The 18643-nt window shown below is 65.9% G+C and carries 12 protein-coding genes; 1 reads left to right on the plus strand and 11 read right to left on the minus strand.

All coding sequences use genetic code 11. The features are described from left to right. The first annotated feature begins 5 nt into the window (after positions 1–5). Positions 6–998 (plus strand): SDR family oxidoreductase, encoded by a 993-nt coding sequence (locus tag IFT87_RS10605; protein WP_107045355.1) that lies wholly within the window; start codon positions 6–8, stop codon positions 996–998. Positions 999–1056: 58 nt separating this feature from the next. Here IFT87_RS10605 and IFT87_RS10610 read toward each other — a convergent pair whose 3' ends face one another. The 11 genes from IFT87_RS10610 to IFT87_RS10660 form a co-directional block, all read right to left on the minus strand. Then, on the minus strand, positions 1057–3105 hold the full coding sequence (locus tag IFT87_RS10610) for a beta-galactosidase (RefSeq protein WP_249403296.1): 2049 nt from the start codon (positions 3103–3105) through the stop codon (positions 1057–1059). Positions 3106–3238: 133 nt separating this feature from the next. After that, positions 3239–4795 (minus strand): alpha-L-fucosidase, encoded by a 1557-nt coding sequence (locus IFT87_RS10615; protein WP_192008419.1) that lies wholly within the window; start codon positions 4793–4795, stop codon positions 3239–3241. A gap of 21 nt (positions 4796–4816) precedes the next feature. Further along, a complete protein-coding gene (locus IFT87_RS10620) occupies positions 4817–6367 on the minus strand; it encodes a GH39 family glycosyl hydrolase (protein ID WP_342211152.1) in 1551 nt (516 codons plus the stop codon). 159 nt (positions 6368–6526) lie between these two features. Further along, positions 6527–8062 (minus strand): tryptophan halogenase family protein, encoded by a 1536-nt coding sequence (locus IFT87_RS10625; RefSeq protein WP_342211153.1) that lies wholly within the window; start codon positions 8060–8062, stop codon positions 6527–6529. Further along, the gene (locus IFT87_RS10630) at positions 8059–9609 is read right to left on the minus strand and encodes a tryptophan halogenase family protein (protein WP_192008422.1); all 1551 of its coding nucleotides are present in this window, start codon (positions 9607–9609) and stop codon (positions 8059–8061) included. Before IFT87_RS10630 ends, IFT87_RS10625 begins: the two co-directional genes overlap by 4 nt. A gap of 55 nt (positions 9610–9664) precedes the next feature. Continuing rightward, entirely contained in the window at positions 9665–12823 is a 3159-nt protein-coding gene (locus IFT87_RS10635) for a TonB-dependent receptor (RefSeq protein ID WP_031440641.1), read from the minus strand. 406 nt (positions 12824–13229) lie between these two features. Next, positions 13230–15275: a M13 family metallopeptidase gene (locus tag IFT87_RS10640; protein ID WP_192003044.1), complete on the minus strand. Its 2046-nt coding sequence runs from the start codon at positions 15273–15275 to the stop codon at positions 13230–13232. A 60-nt stretch (positions 15276–15335) separates the two neighbouring features. Then, the gene (locus IFT87_RS10645) at positions 15336–16835 is read right to left on the minus strand and encodes an ABC transporter permease (protein WP_192008423.1); all 1500 of its coding nucleotides are present in this window, start codon (positions 16833–16835) and stop codon (positions 15336–15338) included. Next, positions 16832–17779 (minus strand): ABC transporter ATP-binding protein, encoded by a 948-nt coding sequence (locus IFT87_RS10650; RefSeq protein ID WP_052149107.1) that lies wholly within the window; start codon positions 17777–17779, stop codon positions 16832–16834. The genes IFT87_RS10645 and IFT87_RS10650 overlap by 4 nt, the downstream gene beginning before the upstream one ends. Positions 17780–17796: 17 nt before the next feature. Then, positions 17797–18027, minus strand: a complete 231-nt coding sequence (locus IFT87_RS10655) for a helix-turn-helix domain-containing protein (protein ID WP_037529777.1) — start codon at positions 18025–18027, stop codon at positions 17797–17799. Further along, positions 18027–18548 (minus strand): DUF2975 domain-containing protein, encoded by a 522-nt coding sequence (locus IFT87_RS10660; protein WP_037529790.1) that lies wholly within the window; start codon positions 18546–18548, stop codon positions 18027–18029. The genes IFT87_RS10655 and IFT87_RS10660 overlap by 1 nt, the downstream gene beginning before the upstream one ends. Positions 18549–18643 lie beyond the last annotated feature (95 nt).

An 18643-nucleotide genomic window follows, 5' to 3' on the forward strand; every position in this document is an offset into this window, starting at 1 on the left:
GAACCATGACCGATCCAACACGCCGCACCTTCGTGTCGGGCGCCGCCGTCACCGCTGGCGCGCTCGCCGCGACCACCGTTGCCGCTGCGGCTCAGGGTGGGGGCAAGCCCGCCGCCGCGCCGACGCCTGCCGCTGCCGCCTATCCCAAGCCGCCCTATCCCGTCCAGCGCCAGCCCTGGCCGGGTCTTGCGTCGAAGATGACGCCGCGGCCCGATCATGGCGAGACGAGCTACAAGGGGTCGGGCAAGCTGACCGGCAAGCGAGCGCTAATCACCGGCGGCGATAGCGGGATCGGGCGTGCCGCGGCGATTGCCTATGCGCGCGAGGGCGCGGACGTCGCGATCAACTACCTGCCGGCCGAAGAACCCGACGCGCGTGAAGTCATCGCGCTGATCCGGGCCGAGGGGCGCAAGGCCGTCGCGATTCCCGGCGACCTGCGTGACGAACGCTTCTGCCGCAAGCTGGTGCAGCAGGCCGCCGAACAGCTTGGCGGGCTCGACATCCTCGTCAACAATGCCGCGCGCCAGCAGACCCGCCCGGGTATCGCCGATATCTCGAGCCAGGATTTCGACGATACGATGAAGACCAACGTCTATGCGCCGTTCTGGCTGACCAAGGCCGCGCTCGAGCGGATGGGTGCAGGCGCGGTGATCGTGAACACCTCGTCGGAACAGGCCGGCAACCCGTCGCCCGACATCGTCGATTATGCACTCACACGCGCGGCAGTGCTGAACTTCACCAAGAGCATGGCAAAGCAAGTCGCGAGCCGCGGCATCCGCGTCAATGCGGTCGCGCCGGGCCCGTTCTGGACCCCGTTGCAGGTCAGCGGCGGCGCGACGCCTGAAAAGCTGCGCAGCTTCGGCGGCGATTCGCCGATGGCGCGTGCGGGCCAGCCGGCCGAAATCGCCGCGCTCTATGTCGCAGCGGCTGATCCGTCGCTCAGCTATTCGACCGGGCAGATCTTCGGGTCGACCGGCGGCAATGGCCAGCCCGCCTGACGAGTGTTGTCGCGCTGGGGCTCGAAGCATCAGCCTCGAGCCCCCAGCGCGACGCCCCTTACTCGACCAGGGCGACGCCATAGCCCGCGAGGTCGAGCGCGCCGGGCAGCTTCCGCCCCGTGAGGACGTCGCGGGCCGTACCCGACTTCGCGCCGGGCATCGCCACGCTCAGCGCACCGGACGTCGTATTGACGTAGAGCGTCCGTCCTTCGACCGTCCGCGCGACCACCCCGTCGGGAGTTGCCGGCCCCGTCTGGATCTTCAGGCGGGCGTAGAGCGACCGGATCAGCGGATCGATCAACCCCGGTTGCGCCGCGGTCGCAAGATAGATCGCCTGCCCCTTGCCGAATGTGTTGACGGTGATCGCCGGGCTCTTGTCGGGCGTGTTCTCGAACCGCGCCAGGACCTTTGCCGTGCTCGGCTCGAGCACCTCGTAATAGGGGTCCGTGCCGCTGAGTTCGCGGCCCTCGAAGCGGACGCGGAGCGGCTGTTCGGATCGGTAAAAGGCGTTGGTCCGCAGCCCAAACACGTCGGTCATGCCGCCCGGCAGGGGCGTGCCGAACCATTTCCCGGTCGCGTCCACCTTCGCCGAATAGCCCGTCATGACGACCGTGCCGCCGCGCTCGACGTAACCCCGTAGCGCCGCCGCGATCTTCGCATCGATCAGATACGCGCTCGACACAATGACGAGCTTGTAGCTGTCGATCGGGTCGTGGCCGATGTCGATCACCGCCGCATCGATATTGTCGCGGTACAGCGGCGCAAAGGCGGCCTTGACCGCGGTGGTGTAGTCCGTCTTGAAATATTCGGGCGTGGTATTGGGCCCGGGCGGCGGGCTGGTCAGCCACATCGTGTCGAACGAATAATGCACCGCAACCTGTGGCGGGTCGTAGCGGGGGAAACCCATCGTCTGGAGCTGGCGGAACTCGCGTGCGATCTGCGCGAATTCGCCCACCTTCCACGACGGCCGGTCGTCATGGTCGACCAGCCCGAACAAGGCCTGCTCCTCTCCGCCGAGATGAGAATTGAAGGTCCAGGCGAGGACCGTCTGTGCATAATGCAGCAGCCCGAAATACGCCCACATCCGCGACCGCCCGGGCGTGCCGTAATAGCCCCCGCCGCCGGCGGTGAACTCGTTGAACCAGACCGGCGTCTGGTGCCCGGCCCGGTTCATCATGACTTCGAACCCCGCACCGAGCGGGTCGCCGGGGTAAAATCCCTGCGCGCCATAGGTCGAGACATCTTCCCAGGAGCGGAGATAATCGAACCCCTTGGTCCCTGCGGTCGGCCAGAAGTTCGACGCGACCGGCAGGTTCGGGGCAAAGCGCTTGCGGATGGATTCGAGGTCCTTCAACGCGCCGATCGTGTCGTCCGACCAGAAGCGGCGCAGGTCGAGATAGCGCTCATTGGGCCCCGGACCCCGGCCATAGGGCAGGTCGACCTGATCCCAGTCGCCGATCCGGCGGGACCAGCGCTGCGTCGCCCAGGCGGTGTTGAGCGCGTCGATGGTCCCGTATTTCTGCTTCAGCCAGACGACGAACCGATCCCGGTCCGCCGCCGAATAGGACATCTGGCCATTGCCGATCTCATTGTCATAGCCCAGCGCGATCACCGCGGGATGCTTGGCATAACGCTGCATCATCCGTTCGGCGAGACGACCGGCGAGGCGGCGATAATCGGGGTCGCTGATATTGTCCCAGTAGCGCGAGGCGGCGTTGACCCGCACCCCGTCCTGCGTGACGATATCGACGCCGGGATAGCGCTTGTGCAGCCAGATCGGTGCCGGCTGGCCCGGAATGTCGACGATGACCCGGATGCCCGCCGCCTGCATCTGACGCAGCACATCGTCGAAGCGCTCGAAGGTGAACCGCCCCTCTTCGGGTTCGAAATAGTCCCAGGCCAGATCCCCCATCCGGACCATGTTGAACCCGGCCGCTTTCATCACCGCGATATCGCTGGTGATCTGCGCCGGGCTGCGGTCGACGGGCTGATAACAGGTGCCGACGAACAGCTGCCCCTTGCCGGGCCAGCCGGGATGGCCGGCGGCGCTCTGCGCGCCCGCAGGAGCCGCGAGCAGCGCCGGCGCGGCCGTTGCAAGGGTCAACATCAGGGCAATGGATTGCGCGCGGCGACGTAACATGGAGATGGTCGTCCTTATCGAAGCGATGCCCCCCGTCGGGGGGCGCCGGTACTGCGCCAAGCTGGCGAATGGGTGGATCGGTGACGCGGGGACCTGACGCTCAGGCAAAGTCGATCCGGAACGCGCTGGCGTGGCGGGTCGGGAGCGTCGCGGGCACGTCGATCACCAGCGCCTGCCCGGTCTGACGAAAGCGGATCGGCCCGCGATGGCCGAGCAGGCGGACCGCCCGCACCGCGCGCGGCTCGTGCGGGTTGCCAAGCGCCAGCGCGGCGATCGCCACGGTCCCCGCAGGCTCCCCGAGCGTGATCGCGAACAGCTGGTCCTTCTTGGTCGTGAACCGGATATCGCGCGGCGTGTAATCCGCTTTTTCCGAGAACATGCCCGCGGCGGTTTCGGTCGGCCCCTCGCCGAAGATCTTCCAGGGCCGCGTGCCATGGATCGCCGGCGCGTTGACCGCCATCCACGGCGCCAGTTCCGCCAGAAGCGTCTCGGACTCCGGTGGCAGGCTGCCATCGGGATACATCACGACGTTGAGCAGCATGTTGCCGTTCTTGCTTACGATATCGGCGAGCATCGTGACGATCTGGCTGGTCGTCTTGTAGGGGTGGCGGTCATTGAAGAACCAGTCGCCATTCGACGTATCGGTCTGCCACGGCAGCGCATTAATGCCCTTGAGCACCCCGCGCTCGACATCCTCGACCGACGCCTCGCGGTGGAACTCCCCCGACCCCGAATTCTTGCAGGTATAGACCGCATCGAGCCGGCCGCGCCGTGCGATGCTGCCATTGTAGAGATGCGCGACAAGGGCGCGGCCTACGGCCCCGAACGGCAGCCCGCCATCCGAGTAGAGCAGGTCGGGCTGATAGCTGTCGACCAGATCGACGATCCGGTCGAACCAGTGCCGCTGATAGGCGGCGTTCGTGGTGTACCAGGAGGCGGGCGTGTTGCGGTAGGGCTCGTCGCGATTGCCGTGATAGAGATCGGCATTGGCGGGATCGACACCGTCATAGTCCTGCCCGAGCTTCGGCCAGAACTGATCGTACATCTGGTTCGGATACCACCAGGTATAGCTCGCAGCGAGATGCTCGGACACGCCGAAGCGCAGCCCGCGCCGCGTGGCCGCGGCCTTCCATTCCCCCACGACGTCGCGCTTCGGCCCCATCGCCACCGCGTTCCACCGCTGATGCTTGGAACGCCAGAGGTCGAAATTGTCGTGATGCACCGCCATCGAGACGAAGTATTTGGCGCCCGCGGCGGCATATTTGTCCATCAGCGCGTCCGGATCGAACCGGTCCGCGGTCCATAACGGCAGCAGGTCCTTATAGCCGTGCTCCGACGGATGGCCGTAGGTCTTGAGATGATGCTCGTAATGCGGGTGGCCGGGGACATACATGAAGCGGGCGTACCAGTCGCCCTGACGCGGTACCGCCTGCGGGCCCCAATGCGCCCAGATCCCGAACTTCGCATCACGAAACCAGTCGGGCGTCTGATAGGTCTTGAGCGAGGCGACCGACGCATCGAAGCGGCCCGCGGGGATTGCCGGGCCGCCGCGTGCTGCGCCTGCCGGAGCCGCCGCAGCCCCCAGCCGCGCCGCGCCGACCCCCAAGGCGCCGAGCAGCGGTGCGGTCAGCACGTCACGCTTGCTAAATCCCGCCATGTCTTCTCCCCTTTTGCCCGATTATTGTTCGATGCCCGCGGTGCCTGCGGGTTCCAGCGTGACGAGCGCGATGTCGTTGCTGCGCATCGGCACCGTGACGCGCGTCGATCCGTTGCGACCCACCCGGACGGTCCGCGCCTGTTCGGGCAGGTCCTGCGTGGCCTGCTCGAGCCCCTTGCGCTGCGCGGCATCGAGCGACGCGGGCATGCCCATGTCGATATAGAGCGAGAGCGGGTCGTTCCGGCGATAACCGGTCCGGCGGATGGTCAGCCGGTACGTCCCCGCGGGCACGTGATCGAAGGTCAGCGCGATCGGCCGGGCCGCGACCGCGGGCACCTGCCGGGTGTAGAAGGGCTTGTTGCTCAGCGTCTGGACCGGCTGTTGCCAGTCCCAGACCACGGCCGCGATCCGCTGACCATCGGCGGCGGCGAGCACCGTGTCATCCGCCACGGGTATCGCGCGGCCCTTCAACGCGTTCAGATATTTATACGCGAACCAGGCCGGCTTGCGGATACCTTCGCGGTTCATCAACCCGAACCCGCCATGAAAGGGCGTCGGGGGCGGCCCCGGCTCCTCGAACAGGTCGGTATAGGTCCAGTAGCTCATACCCTGCGCATAGGCCCGCGACTGCTTCAGCTTGGTCAGGATGTACGGCGCGCTGATATAGCTGTCGTGGACGAAGTCGCGCGGCGTGTAGCTCGTGCTCCATTCGGTGAAGTAGAGCGGCAGCCCCGGATAGGCCGACGCCTCGATCTGCTCGCGAACGCGGCGCACGTCGCCGACCACCGCGTCGGGCGACGCCGACAGCTTGGTGTCCTGCTTGCCCTCCTCGTCGAGGAATCCGCCCTCGACGCCATAGGTGTGTGTCGTCACGAAATCGATCGGCACGGCGTTCCGCTTTGTAAAGGCGAGCAGCTCGGGCACCCAGGCCGCGCCCGCGGTCGATGACCCGCCGACCCGCAACGCCGGATCGATCGCCTTGATCGTCCGCGCGGTGTCCGCATAGAGATCGAAATAGGCTTTCTGATCGGCCTTTTCCCAGAACCCGTCGAGATTGGGCTCGTTCCAGACCTCGAAATACCAGCGGCGAACCTCGTCGGCGCCATAACGCTGCCGAACATGGCGGACATAGGCATCGATCAGCCCGCGCCACAAAGCCGGATCGGGATGCGAGGTATTGCCCTTCCAGTAGAAGATCGTCTGCTCCGACGTCCGCATCGCATTGGGCGTGAAGCCGAGCTCGACGAAAGGCCGGATCTTCTTCGCCAGCAGCGCATCATAGAGCTGGTCGATCTTCGTCCAGTCATAGACGATCCCCGCATCCGTCTTGCGCACCGTGCCGAGGACATCGTGGAAGATGTCGTGGAAGCGGATGTAGCGGAAGCCGAGCTCGTCGACCGCGGTCTTGAGCTGCGCCTGGCTGTCGCTGCGGATCAGCGTGCCCGGGAAATCCGAGCCGATCGACAGGTCGAAGGATCGATCGACCGGATCTGCGGCCTTGGCGGCATCGATGACGACGCGGCGTTCGCCCCCACGGGCAACGGGTGCCGCTGCAGCCGGCAGAGTGCTCAACGCTACGACTATTGACGCAGCCATTCCCGCGCTCGACGCCCACCGCATACCCGCTCCCGTTCTTATACGAATTGCCATCATGGTAGCCCGATCAGGCGGAAGGGCAAGCTTTGTCCGACAAATAAGCTTTTTAGCGATCGCGGCGACGTGTAGCTCGGATCAGGCCGCGGTCCGCAGCGGTGCCGCACAATGCCGGGCGATGAAGTCGGCGTGGCGCGGCATCGCCTCGGCGGTCTTAGCGACCATCTCCCGCACATGGTCGAGGAACAGGGCGCTCTCCGCCACCGGCAGCCCTGCGGTCAGCGGATCGACCGACGCCGGCCGGATACCCTGCCCGAGCAGGACCGCGATCCAGCTGTCGGGCGTGAACAATTCGCCCTGTTCGCGGAAGATCCGCGCCCGTCCCGCCCAGAGATCGAGCTTGGCCTGCAGCGACGGCGGCAGCGTCATGCTCTGGCAATGACGCCAGAACGCCGAATCCGTCCGCGTCGTCGCATGGTAGTGAAGGATGATGAAGTCGCGGACCTGATCATACTCCCGGAGCATCTGCCGGTTATATTCGGCGATCTCGACCGCGCTGAACCCGGTATCGGGGAACAGGCTCATCAGCCGCGCGATACCCGACTGGATCAGATGGATGCTCGTCGATTCGAGCGGCTCGAGAAAGCCGCCGGCCAGCCCGATCGCGACGCAATTCCGGTCCCACAGCCGGTCGCGCCGCCCCGCGACGAACCGCAACTGGCGCGGATCGGCGAGCGGCGGGCCGTCCAGTCCGTCCAGCAGCACCCGCAGCGCGGTCTCGTCGTCGACATGGTCGCTCGCATAAACATGGCCGTTGCCGACGCGGTGCTGGAGCGGGATCCGCCAGCGCCAGCCGGCCGCTTCCGCGGTCGCGCGCGTATGCGGGGCCGGCGCATCGCGGGGTGCACTCGGCACCGCCCAGGCGCGATCGCACGGCAACCAGTGCTGCCAGCTCGTGAACCCGACGTCCATCGCGTCGCCGAGCAGCAGCGATCGAAACCCACTGCAATCGATGAACAGGTCTCCGTTGATCGCACGCCCGTCCGCGAGCCGGACCGCTTCGATGAAGCCAGTCCCGGCCTGCCGATCGACCGCCGCCACGCGCCCCTCGATCCGCACCACACCCGCCGCCTCGGCAAGGTCGCGCAGATATCTGGCATAGAGCGCGGCATCGAAGTGGAAGGCATAGGACAGCGTCGACAGGACCGATTGCGGATTGGCCGATGGTCGCGTGAAACGCCCATTGCGCGCCGCGACCGTGGACAGGCAATAGTCGCCGATAGGCCCCGGAATACCGGGTTGCGCGAGGCCGGCCTGACGCAGCCAGAGCTGATGGAAGGCCACCCCCTCGACGTCGCGGCCATGCGTGCCGAACGGGTGGAAATACGCGTCGCCCAGCCGCCCCCAGTCGCTAAACTCGATGCCCAGCTTGAACGTCGCCCCCGTCGCGCGGACGAAGTCGTCCTCGTCGATGCCGAGCATCCGGTTATAGTCGAGCAACGAAGGGATCGTCGCCTCGCCCACCCCGACCGTGCCGATCTCCTCAGATTCAACCAGCGTCACCGCGACGCCGCTCTCGACCAGCCGCGTCATCGCGGCGGCGGTCATCCACCCCGCCGTCCCCCCGCCGACGATGACGATCCGGGTGATGCGGGCCGGGCCGGGATCCGTCACGCCGCCGCTCGCGCACCGAAATGATGGTGCTGCGCATAGGTGAGCAGATCGCGGTTCGACGGCAGGTTGCGGACCGCATAGTCGGCCTGACGCCGGACCTCGGCAAACGCACGCCGCGCATCCTCGGCATAGCGCAGCGCGCCGGCCTTTGCGCTCAGGTCGGTTTTCCAGCCCATGCCGTACAGGACATATTGCCAGCTGGCGTCGGTGAAGATGTCGACCTGCCCGTCGATGTCGAGCTCGTTGGGTGGCCGGAACCGCCACCGGTCGAGCAGCTCGAGCAGGCTGTCGGGGACCGAGGCGTCGGCCACATTGTCGCGCCAGAACGCCGTGTCGCGCCGTTCCGAGATGCAGTAATGCAGCTTGATGAAATCGAGCGCGCGCTCGTAGCGGCGTAGCATGTTGGCGTTGAACTGGCGCGCCGACGTCTCGTAGTCGCTGCCCCAGGGAAAGAGGTTCGCGATCATCCCCGCCGAGACCTCGGCAAAGGCGATCCCCGTCGCCTCGAGCGGCTCGAAAAACCCGCTCGACAGCCCGACCGCGACGCAATTCTTGACCCAGTTGACCTCGCGGTACCCCGCATCGAACTTGAAATGGCGCACCTCGGCCTCGTCGCCGCCCGCGCCGAGATAGCCGCGCAACACGCGCTCGGCAGTCTCGTCGTCGCTATGGTCGGACGAATAGACATGCCCGATGCCACGCCTGCGATCGAGCCCGATGTCCCAGATCCAGCCCGACTCCTGCGCGGTGGAAATCGTATAGGATGCGATCGGATCGCCGGGTTTTGCATAAGGCAGCTGCGCGGCGATCGCGCGGTTGCAGAACAGCACGTCGCGGCAGGACCGGAACGGCACCTTCATCGCCTTGCCGATCAGTTCGGCACGAAAGCCCGTGCAATCAATATAGAGATCGGCGTCGAGCATCCCGTTCCGCTCGGTGCGCACCCCGCTGATCGCACCATCTTCCGCAAGCAGCACCTCGGACACGGTGTCGGTCAGATGCCAGACACCGTTCCTGACCGCATGCTCGCGCAACAGCCCGGCGAGCGCCACCGCATCGAAATGATACGCGTAGTTGAGCGGCCCGACATAATCGGGGTTGGTCGCGAGCTTGGGCGCGCGCATTGCGTCGGCGGCCTTTTTCTGCGGATTGGAAACCTCGTCCCAATTCTCCGCGCCGCCATGCCCCAGCAGCCAATAGGGCAGCAGGTCGAGCCCGTCGCTCGCATCGGCGACCTGGAACGGGTGTGAGTAATGATCGGTGCGGCCCTGTCCGGGCGCGTGGCGCCAATGGACGAACTTCGCCCCCTGCTTGAACGTCGCGCCGCATCGCCGGATCAGCTCGGCCTCGTCGATGCCGATCGTCGCCAACGTCCGCCGGATCGTCGGGAAGGTCCCTTCCCCCACGCCGAGGATGCCGATGTCCTTGGATTCGACCAGCGTGATCGAGACCCCGCCCGCCAGATCGGCGCCGAGCCGTTTCGCCAGATAACCCGCGGTCAGCCAGCCGGCGGTACCGCCGCCAACGATCAGGATCCTCTTCCGCATCACGCGCTCCGCTCCGTCCCCTGCCGACCGTGCGTCGACAGGGGACGCATCATCATCAGAAGGCGAGGTTTATGCCAGTGCTGATGCGGCGATCGGCCTGGAACCAGCTGCGCCCGACCAGCTTGCCGCCGGGATAACCACCCATCAGCGTCCGCTGCGTCGCGGCGGTCAGGTTGGTCCCCTGCACGCCGAACGAGAACTGGTCGTTCACCTTGAACCGCACACCCGCATCGACCGAGCCATAATTGCCGCCATAGATCGGCAACGCGATCTGCGTCGACGCATCTTGGCCGCCATCCTGGTTGGTCACGACGCCCGGCGCGCTGTAATACGTATATGTGCCGTTCGTGCCGTTGCTGTTCGTCGACAACAGATAGCGCGAGCGCCAGGAATAGGCGACGCGCAACGAGATCGGGTTGCGCTCGTACAGCAGCGTCGCGTTCAGATTATGCTTCGACAACCCGACCAGCGGCGCGTCGTTGCGAGCGGCGCCGGTGATGTCGCGATAGACATCGCCCGGATTGCTGCTCTTGATGAAGGTGTAGTTGCCCTCGAACCCGATCCCGGCAAGCGCACCGGGCAGCATGTCGAGGAAGAACCGGCCACCGGCCTCGACGCCCTTGACGGTCGCCGCCTTGGTCGAATTGACATAGTCGGTCGCCGACGCAGCCACATTCTCGGTCGTCCCGTCAGTGAACTGGATCGTGACCTGCCGGCTGGTCAGCGCATAGATCGGCAGGTTGGTCAGCCGCTTGTAGAACGGGGCCAGATGGAAGGACGTGCCCGCCCGGCCGTAATATTCGAGCGAGAGGTCGACATTATTCGACAGCGTCGGCTTCAGCAACGGATTGCCCGTGTCCGCGGTGAAGTTGTTGAACGTGCCGATCCCGCCGGGTGTCTGGCTGGGGGTCGTCGCCACGCCGATCGAACCCGACGCACGCAGCGCGTTGAAGCTCGGCAGATCCATCGTGATGTTGTACCCGCCGCGGACCTTGATCCGGTCGGTCGGCGAATATTCGAGATTGATCGACGGCAGCACGCGCGTGAAGTCCGCCTTGCCGCCGCGGGCGAGGAACGTGTTCGCCAGCGTCACCTGCGCGCCGTCGCGGATGAAGACGGTCCCGCCATTCTGCTGGATGAACCCGCTGCCTTCATTCTCGATATGCACGACACGCACGCCGACGTTACCGGAAATGCCGCGTGCGCCTTCCTCGGGCCCGAAGCGGAGCAGTGCATAGCCCGCGATATTCTCGGTACGGTTATTCACCTGATCGCCCGGCAGGACGAACCCGACAGGCCGGATCGCCAGCGTGCCGTCGGGGTTGAACTGGCCGCCATAGCCGGTGACCGGGAGCTGCCCCTTGGACGAGCAATTGCTATAGAGAGGGCTGGCCACGTTCGGTGTCGCGGGGTTGTTGTCGTCGTCAACGGTCGCAGGGCCGCAGAAGCCGGCGGGCGGTGCAGTCACCAGCCCGGTACGGTTTTCATTGAAGCGCGACGCCAGATCCTCCGATGCGAACATCAGGTTGCCCGGCAGCGTCGTGTTGCCACGGAAGAAGTCCTTGAATGCATGGCTGGCGACGTCGCCCGACGCTGCATTGGCATAGGTCAGCTGCGGATCGCCATTCCAGCCGCGACCCAGCGCGGTCCAGTTATAGCCGTTCGACAGATCGCGCTCGGTCCGCTTGGCATAGCGCCCGCCGACCTTGACCGACCGGAAGAAGCTGTTGTCGAACGTATATTCGGCATCGAGCTGCCCTGAATCGAGCCGCCCCTTGTTCCGTTCGTTGTGCGGCATCGACGCCGTCCAGAAATAATTGGCCGGATCGGCGAACGACGCCTGCGTCGCAGGACTGACGGTGATCTGCGGCAGGTCACCCGTCAGGTCCATGCCGAAGCTCTGGCCGAAGCCGACGTCGCGGAAGATGTCGAGACGATCATAGACCTGCCGCGAATCGACGCGCTGCAGCGATCCCTTCAGCGACACATGGCTGTCTGTGGGTGCCCAGACGAACGACAGCGAATAATCGCGCGTCCGCGTGTTGCTCTCGACGAACCCCTTGTTGCCGCTGCTGTTGACCGCCCCACCCGTCGGGGCAAACGTCGCCGTGTCGCGGTTGAACAGCGCGCTCGTCTTGGTGAGCAGGCCGTTGCTGTCGAACGAGCTGCTCGCCGGATCGACCGCCAGAGTCTGCGAATCCAGCTGCGTGCCGTAATCGCTCGACTGGCTCTTGTAGCGCGACTGGAAGAAGCTGCCGGTGAAGGTCAGCGATTCGGCCGGCTGCCACTGCGCCGCGCCATAGATGCCGTAGCGCTTGTACTGAAACGCCTCGTCGCCATAGGCGAAGCCGCTGGGGACGTACCGCTCGTTGCCATCGCTGAGCTTGGTCTTGAAATACGGGCTGACGCGGATGAACTGCGACAGCGAGCTGAACTGGCTGAACGCGACGTCGCCGAGCAGGCCGATCCGGCCGATCGGCGTATCGAACGAATCGGTGATCAGGACCGATCCCGACGGATCCGCCTTGTTCGCCATGTCGCCGAGCGCGAGTTCGCCGGTGCCAGCAATGTGGAACTTGCCGTTGAAGTCGAACGGCATCTTGGTGCGCAGATCGATCTGGCCGCCGGTGCCGCCTTCGATCAGGTCAGCCGTCGATGCCTTGTAGACGTCGACCGCCGCCATCAGTTCGGGCGTGACATCGCTCCACAGGATTGCGCGGCCGTTGTTCGCGCTGAAGATCTCGCGGCCGTTCAGGCGCGACGCGACGCCCGTCAGGCCACGGACCTGCACGCCCGACCCCTGGACCGAATAATGGTCGGGATCGCCCAGTGCGGCAAAACGGACGATCGAGACGCCCGAGACGCGCTGCAGGACTTCGGTGATCGAGTTGTCGGGCAGCTTGCCAGCATCATCGGCGACGACCGAGTCGACGATCGTCTCGCTGCGACGCTTGCGCTCGTCCGCCGCCTCGAGCGCGGCGCGACGGCCGGTGATGACGATATCACCGTCCAAGGTCGCATCGGCCGCGGGTTGCCCGACCTCCTGTCCCGGCGTCGCGGCCTGGGTCGTGTCGGGCGACACGGTCTGCGTTTCCGCCTGCGCCCATGCAGCGCTGCCCGCGCCTGCTGCCAGCAACGCCGCAAGCGACACACCGACCCGCATCGCGATCGCCACACGCCCACGTGGCCCCGAATTCAGAACGAACGCCTTCATAACCCCTCCCCATGCCGCAGCGCATCAGACGCACCACATCAGCAACGGCGCATCTGTAAACGAATGCTACCGCTACCGCCGTTAGGCTGATCTGATTTAGAAGACAATAGAGACAAAGCGAGGATGTGAGACTTAAACGAAAGCAATCAAATCATAAATTGATTTTGTTAAACCTAAGCAAACAGGCAGCTGCGAGCCGAGTTTTGCGACACGAGTGCTTACCTTTGTTGCTGAGTACCCGCCGGCCCGTCAGGCTAGCTTGGTCCCGTATCCACTGGCCTCGTCGGGCGCAACGGCATTCGGGTCGCAGCCGGGCGCTATCTCGGATAGCGATATCACGGCCGGGTCGCGCGTGGTGCGCACAAGACAATCGGGGCGTGTGGACGGCCACACGCCCCGCGAAATGTTACCAGATATGGACGCGGTCGCCGGGCGCCAGATACAGCGCGTCACCGGGTTTGACCCCGAACGCCGTATACCAGGCATCGACATTACGGACGATCCCGTTGACGCGGTAGAAGGGCGGCGAGTGCGGATCGGTGAGCAGCCGCGCGCGCGCTGCGCCCTCACGCAGCTTTGCCTGCCACGCTTGCGCATAAGCAAGGAAGAATCGCTGGTCGCCGGTCAGCCCACCGATCACGGGCGCCTTGCCATGCTCCGCCTGGTATTTCTGATAGGCGGCATAGGCCGTCTCGACCCCACCCAGATCGCCGATATTCTCGCCCAGCGTCAACGCACCCTTCACGCGGACACCCGGGATCGGTTCATAGGCGTCAAACTGCTTCGACAGCGCGGCGGTGCGCTGCGTGAAGGCGGTGCGGGCGGCCGGCGTCCACCAGTTCTCGAACTTGCCCGTCGCGCTGAACTGGCTGCCCTGGTCGTCGAAACCATGCCCCATCTCATGCCCGATGATCGCGCCGATCGCGCCGTAATTGACCGCCGCGTCCGCCTTGGGATCAAAATAGGGTGGCTGCAGGATCGCCGCGGGGAAGGTGATCTGGTTGTTGAGCGGATCGTAATAGGCGTTCACCGTCTGCGGCGTCATGCCCCACAGCGTACGATCGACGGGCTTGCCGAGCCGCGAGAGGTCGAGCTGATGCTGGAATTCGCCCGCACGCATCGCATTGCCGACCGGATCGCCCCGGACGACGTTGAGCGATGAATAGTCGATATATTTGACCGGATGGCCGATCCGCGGATCGAACGCGGCGAGCTTGGCCAGCGCCTGGGTCTTGGTCGCGCCATCCATCCAGCTGTTCGCGGTGATCCGCTCCTTGTACGCCGCGCGCAGATTGGCGATCAACTCGCCCATCTTCGCTTCGCTCTCGGGCGGGTAATGCCGCTTCACATAGACTTCGCCGACGGCTTCACCCATCGTGCCGTTGACCAGCGCGATGCCGCGCTTCCACCGCGCGCGTTGCTCCGGCTGATCGGCCAGCGTCTTGCCGTAGAAATCGAACGTCGCCTGATCGAACGCCTTGGGCAGCGCACCGGCGCTTGCGGAGGCGAGGCGAAACTTCATCCAGTCCTGCCACGTCGACACGGGCGTCGCGGCAAAGATCTTGCCAAGCTCGGTCAGCGCGGTCGAGTTGGTCATGTAGACAACCGGGAATTGCGCATAGCCCGCGGTCGACAGCAACAGCGGCCAGTCGAAATCGGGCGCCAGCGCCTTGCGGCCCGCCGCATCCATCGGCTTCAGCATCGCCTGCAGGTCGCGCGACTGGACCGGCGACCACTGGACCTTGGCCATCGCGGTTTCGAGCGCGACGATCCGGTCCGCCCTGGCCGACGCATCCGCCACGCCGGACAGCGTCAGCATCTTCTCGACATAGGCGCGATACGCCGTGCGGAAGGTGTCGTACTTGGCGCCCTGCTCGAGATAATAATCCCGGCCGCCCATGCCGAGCGACCCCTGCCCTGCGGCCACCGCGTAGCGCTTCGGATCGGCGGGATCGGGCAGCTGACCGACCTCGACCGGCGACGCATAGCCGACCGTCGAGAACAAGGTCTGGAGCTTCTGCTTGTCGGTAGCGGCGTCGATCTTCGCGAAATAGGGCTTGAGCGGTGCGGCGCCGGCGCGCTCGATCGCGGCCTCGTCCATGAAGCTCGCATAGAGATCGCCGAACTGCTTGGCCCCGGCGCCGACCGCGGCGGGATCGCGCGCGGCATCGTCGAGGATCGCGCGGACCTGCTGCTCGGCCTGATCCGCCAGGATCACGCTGCCGCCCGCGGACGTGCGATCCGGTGCGATCGCCGTACGCTTGTCCCAGGCGCCATTGGCGTGCGTCCAGAAATCGTCACCTGGCTTCACCGCCTTGTCGGCAGCGGTCAGGTCGATCCCGAAGCTGCCATAGCGCGCGCCGCCCGGCGCGCCGGTCTGGGCCAGCCCAGGTGCGGACAGGGCAAGCAGCGCCACCCCCAGCGACAGACGCGAAATACGATTGAACGACATCATAGCTCCTCCAGAAAACCGGGGTTGGATCCCCGAAATGATATGAACGGTACGCATGCGTCAGGCGGGCGTACGCTGCATCAACCGGGCCAGTGCGGCGAGGTTGGGCTTCTGCCCCGCATTGAGCAGGCTGGCGCGAAACACACGCGCGAGCAAGACGAACTCGATGCCGATGAACACCGCCAGCAGCACGCCGCTGCCGACGATCTCCATGGTCGAAACCCCGCTGCCGAGCCGCGCGAGCATCGTGAACGGCGTGTAGATCGGGATCCAGGTCAGCACCTTGATCGCGGTCGCGCCGCTGTTCGACAGGACGCCTTGCGCGACGACCGTGAACGGCATCGCGATGACCAGCAGCACGGGCGTCAGATAGCTCTGCGCATCACGCATCGAATCGCTCATCGCGCCGATCGCCAGCAGGATCATCGACACCATCAGATAGCCTGCGAGGAAGAAATACAGCATCACCAGGATGATCCAGGGCGAGGCGAGCGGCGCGAGTGCGACGTGCAGGAACGCGCCGACCGCGCCCTGCGTCGCCACCGCGGCACCGGTCGCGCACAGCCCCCAGACCAGGACCATCGTCAGCCCGACCGCGACCGTCCCCGCAAGCTTGCCATAGAGCAGCTCGTCGGGACTGATGCAGGCGAGCACCGTCTCGATCAGCTTGTTCGACCGCTCCTCGACCAGCCCCTGGAGGATCCAGTTGCCTGACAACAGCAGTGACATCAGCAGGATATAGGCGCTGAGCAACGGCACCACCGATCGCACGAGCATCCGTTCGCGCCCGCCCCCAGGCGCCGGGGTCGAGACCGCGATCGCCGGGACCAGACTGGTCGCGGTACGCGCCTGATCGCGCGCAAGCCCGGTCGACTCGAGATAGCCGGTGCGCAGGTCCTGCGTGAGCACGGTCTGCAAGGGCTGGACGAAATTCGCGCCGGGCTGCTCGCTCGACCACAGTCGCACGTCGGCGGTCTGCACGCCGAAGCCGCGCGGGATATAGACTGCATAGTCGAGCGGCTTGGCCGTCTTGTCGCCGAACTCGCCCGGCTGGAGCAGCGGCTTGAGCTGCGCATCGAGCGCGCCGGGCGCCGCGCGCGCGATGGCGGGCGGCGTCGGCAGGACCACGAAATCGGCGTCGGGCGCGTCGAACTTCGGCGTTTCCGAGGTCGTCGCCGGCCGCATCGCCGCCAGCGCGGCAGGCAGGCCGCCCGCCTTGGCGAACGTCGCGACATCGGCATCACCGAACAGCCGGTCATGCTGCGCCCACAGCGCGCCCGGATCGGCGCGATCGAGCCCGTATCGCTGCGCGTAACGCGACAGCGCGGTCAGGACCCGCCGCTGGTGATCGGTATCGAGCCGCGCGCGGATCGCCGCCGCGGCACGGCCATCGGCATCGATCAGCATGACGCGCTGGGTCTTTTCGGACTGCGTCAGGCGGCTCGCGATCGGCCCGACCGCCAGTGCCAGCGGCAGGATCAGCAGCGTCAGCCAGAAGCTGCGCATGCCCGTGATCTGTCGGAACTCGCGCATCGCGACGAGCAGGATATTGTGGGTCATGCTGCATGCTCCGCCTTAGCCGGCTCGGCAGGCCCGGCTGGAGGGATGCCGACAAGATGGAGAAAGACGTCGTGCAGGCTGACGCGGTGCTGGTCGAACCGTCGCAGCGTCACGCCCTGCTCGGTCAGGCATTGCAGCACGTCGGCAGGATCGATCCCCTCGGCCAGCGTCACGTCATAATCGCGCCAGCCCTGCGCATCGGCCGCGCCGGGCTCCGCGCGCTCGACGCCAGGACATCGCATCGGCGTATCGCGCGCGACGATCGTCAGGCGGGCCGGCAACCGCCCGCGCGCCTCCGCCTGCGTGCCTTCGAACACCTTGCGCCCTTGCGAGAGCAGCAACAGCCGGTCGCACAGCCGCTCGGCATGCTGCATCACATGCGTCGAGAACACCACGGTCGCCCCGCCCCGTGCGGCCTCCAGGATCTCGTGTTCCAGCAGCCCCTGGTTCACCGGGTCGAGACCCGAGAAGGGTTCGTCGAGCAGCAGCAGCTTCGGGCCGTTGACCAGCGTCGCGGCGAGCTGGACCTTCTGCGCCATACCCTTGGACAGCTTGTCGATCTGCATCTTGGCCGATGCCGCAAGGCCGAACCGGTCGAGCAGCGCATGGCCCTTCGCGCGCGCTGCGACCGCCGACATGCCCTTCAGCCGCCCGAAATAGGTGACGGTGTCGATCGCGGTCATCCCGCGGTACAGCCCGCGTTCCTCGGGCATGAACCCCAGATCGGCGGCATTCTCGCGGCCAGGCGGACAGCCGAGTACCGATATCCGCCCCGCCGTCGGCCGCACGATATCGAGCACCATGCGCAGCGACGTCGTCTTGCCCGCGCCATTCCCGCCGAGAAAGCCGAAGATCTCCCCCGGCTGTACCGCAAAACTCAGCGCGTCGACCGCGGTCCTCTCGCCGAACCGTTTCGTCACCCCGTCCAGAACCAGTGCGTCCATCGGACCATCCCCCCCGTTTAAATTCCGTCTTCGCCCCGTTCATCCTCGTCGACGACCCGCAGCAGGTCGCCCGGCTGGCAGTCGAGCACGCGGCAGATTGCCTCCAGCGTCGTGAAGCGGATCGCCTTGGCCTTGCCCGTCTTCAGGATCGACAGATTGGCGAGCGTGATGCCGACCGCCTCCGACAACTCGGTCAGCGTCATCCGCCGCGCATGCAGCATGGCGTCCAGGCTGACCGCGACCGACATCAGACCGTCATCGCCAGGTCGTCGCGCATCCGCGCGCCGATCCGGAAGACGCGCGCGAGCACGAAGATCATCACGACCGCGATCCACCCGCCCAGCGACGGCGTCCATCCGGTCACGTCGAGCTTGAGCAGCGAAATCCAGCGGACCACGCCGCCAAAGGCGAGATCGAGGCATTGCAGCGCCAGCAGCGCCCAGCCAATCCGCGCGAGCCGCGTGGCATTGTCGTCGACGAACGGATCCCCCGCCTCGACCGTCGCGACGATGCGGAGCAGGTTCGAGAAGATCGGATGCAGCGCGACGCCGCCGGCAATGCCGACGAACAGCATCATGCGAATCGCCAGCACCGCCTGGTCCAGATCGAGCATCGCGCCGTATTTATGCGCCAGCCGCGCGCTCAACATGTCCTGCATCGGCCAGGACATCAGCAACGCCAGCGCGAACACCGCGGCGCAGACGATATTGAGGACGAGCATCAGCCGAAGCAGCCCCGTCGCCCCCCAAAGAACCCGATCCCTGTTCATCGCCGCCCCCGCCTGCATATTGCAAAACGATATGGATCCTATCGATAAACGGCAAGTCGATTCATTGGTCCAATTTGGTCGGGACGCTCATCGCC

The sequence above is a fragment of the Sphingomonas sp. CFBP 8765 genome (genome assembly GCF_014841445.1).
GTDB lineage: Bacteria > Pseudomonadota > Alphaproteobacteria > Sphingomonadales > Sphingomonadaceae > Sphingomonas > Sphingomonas aerolata.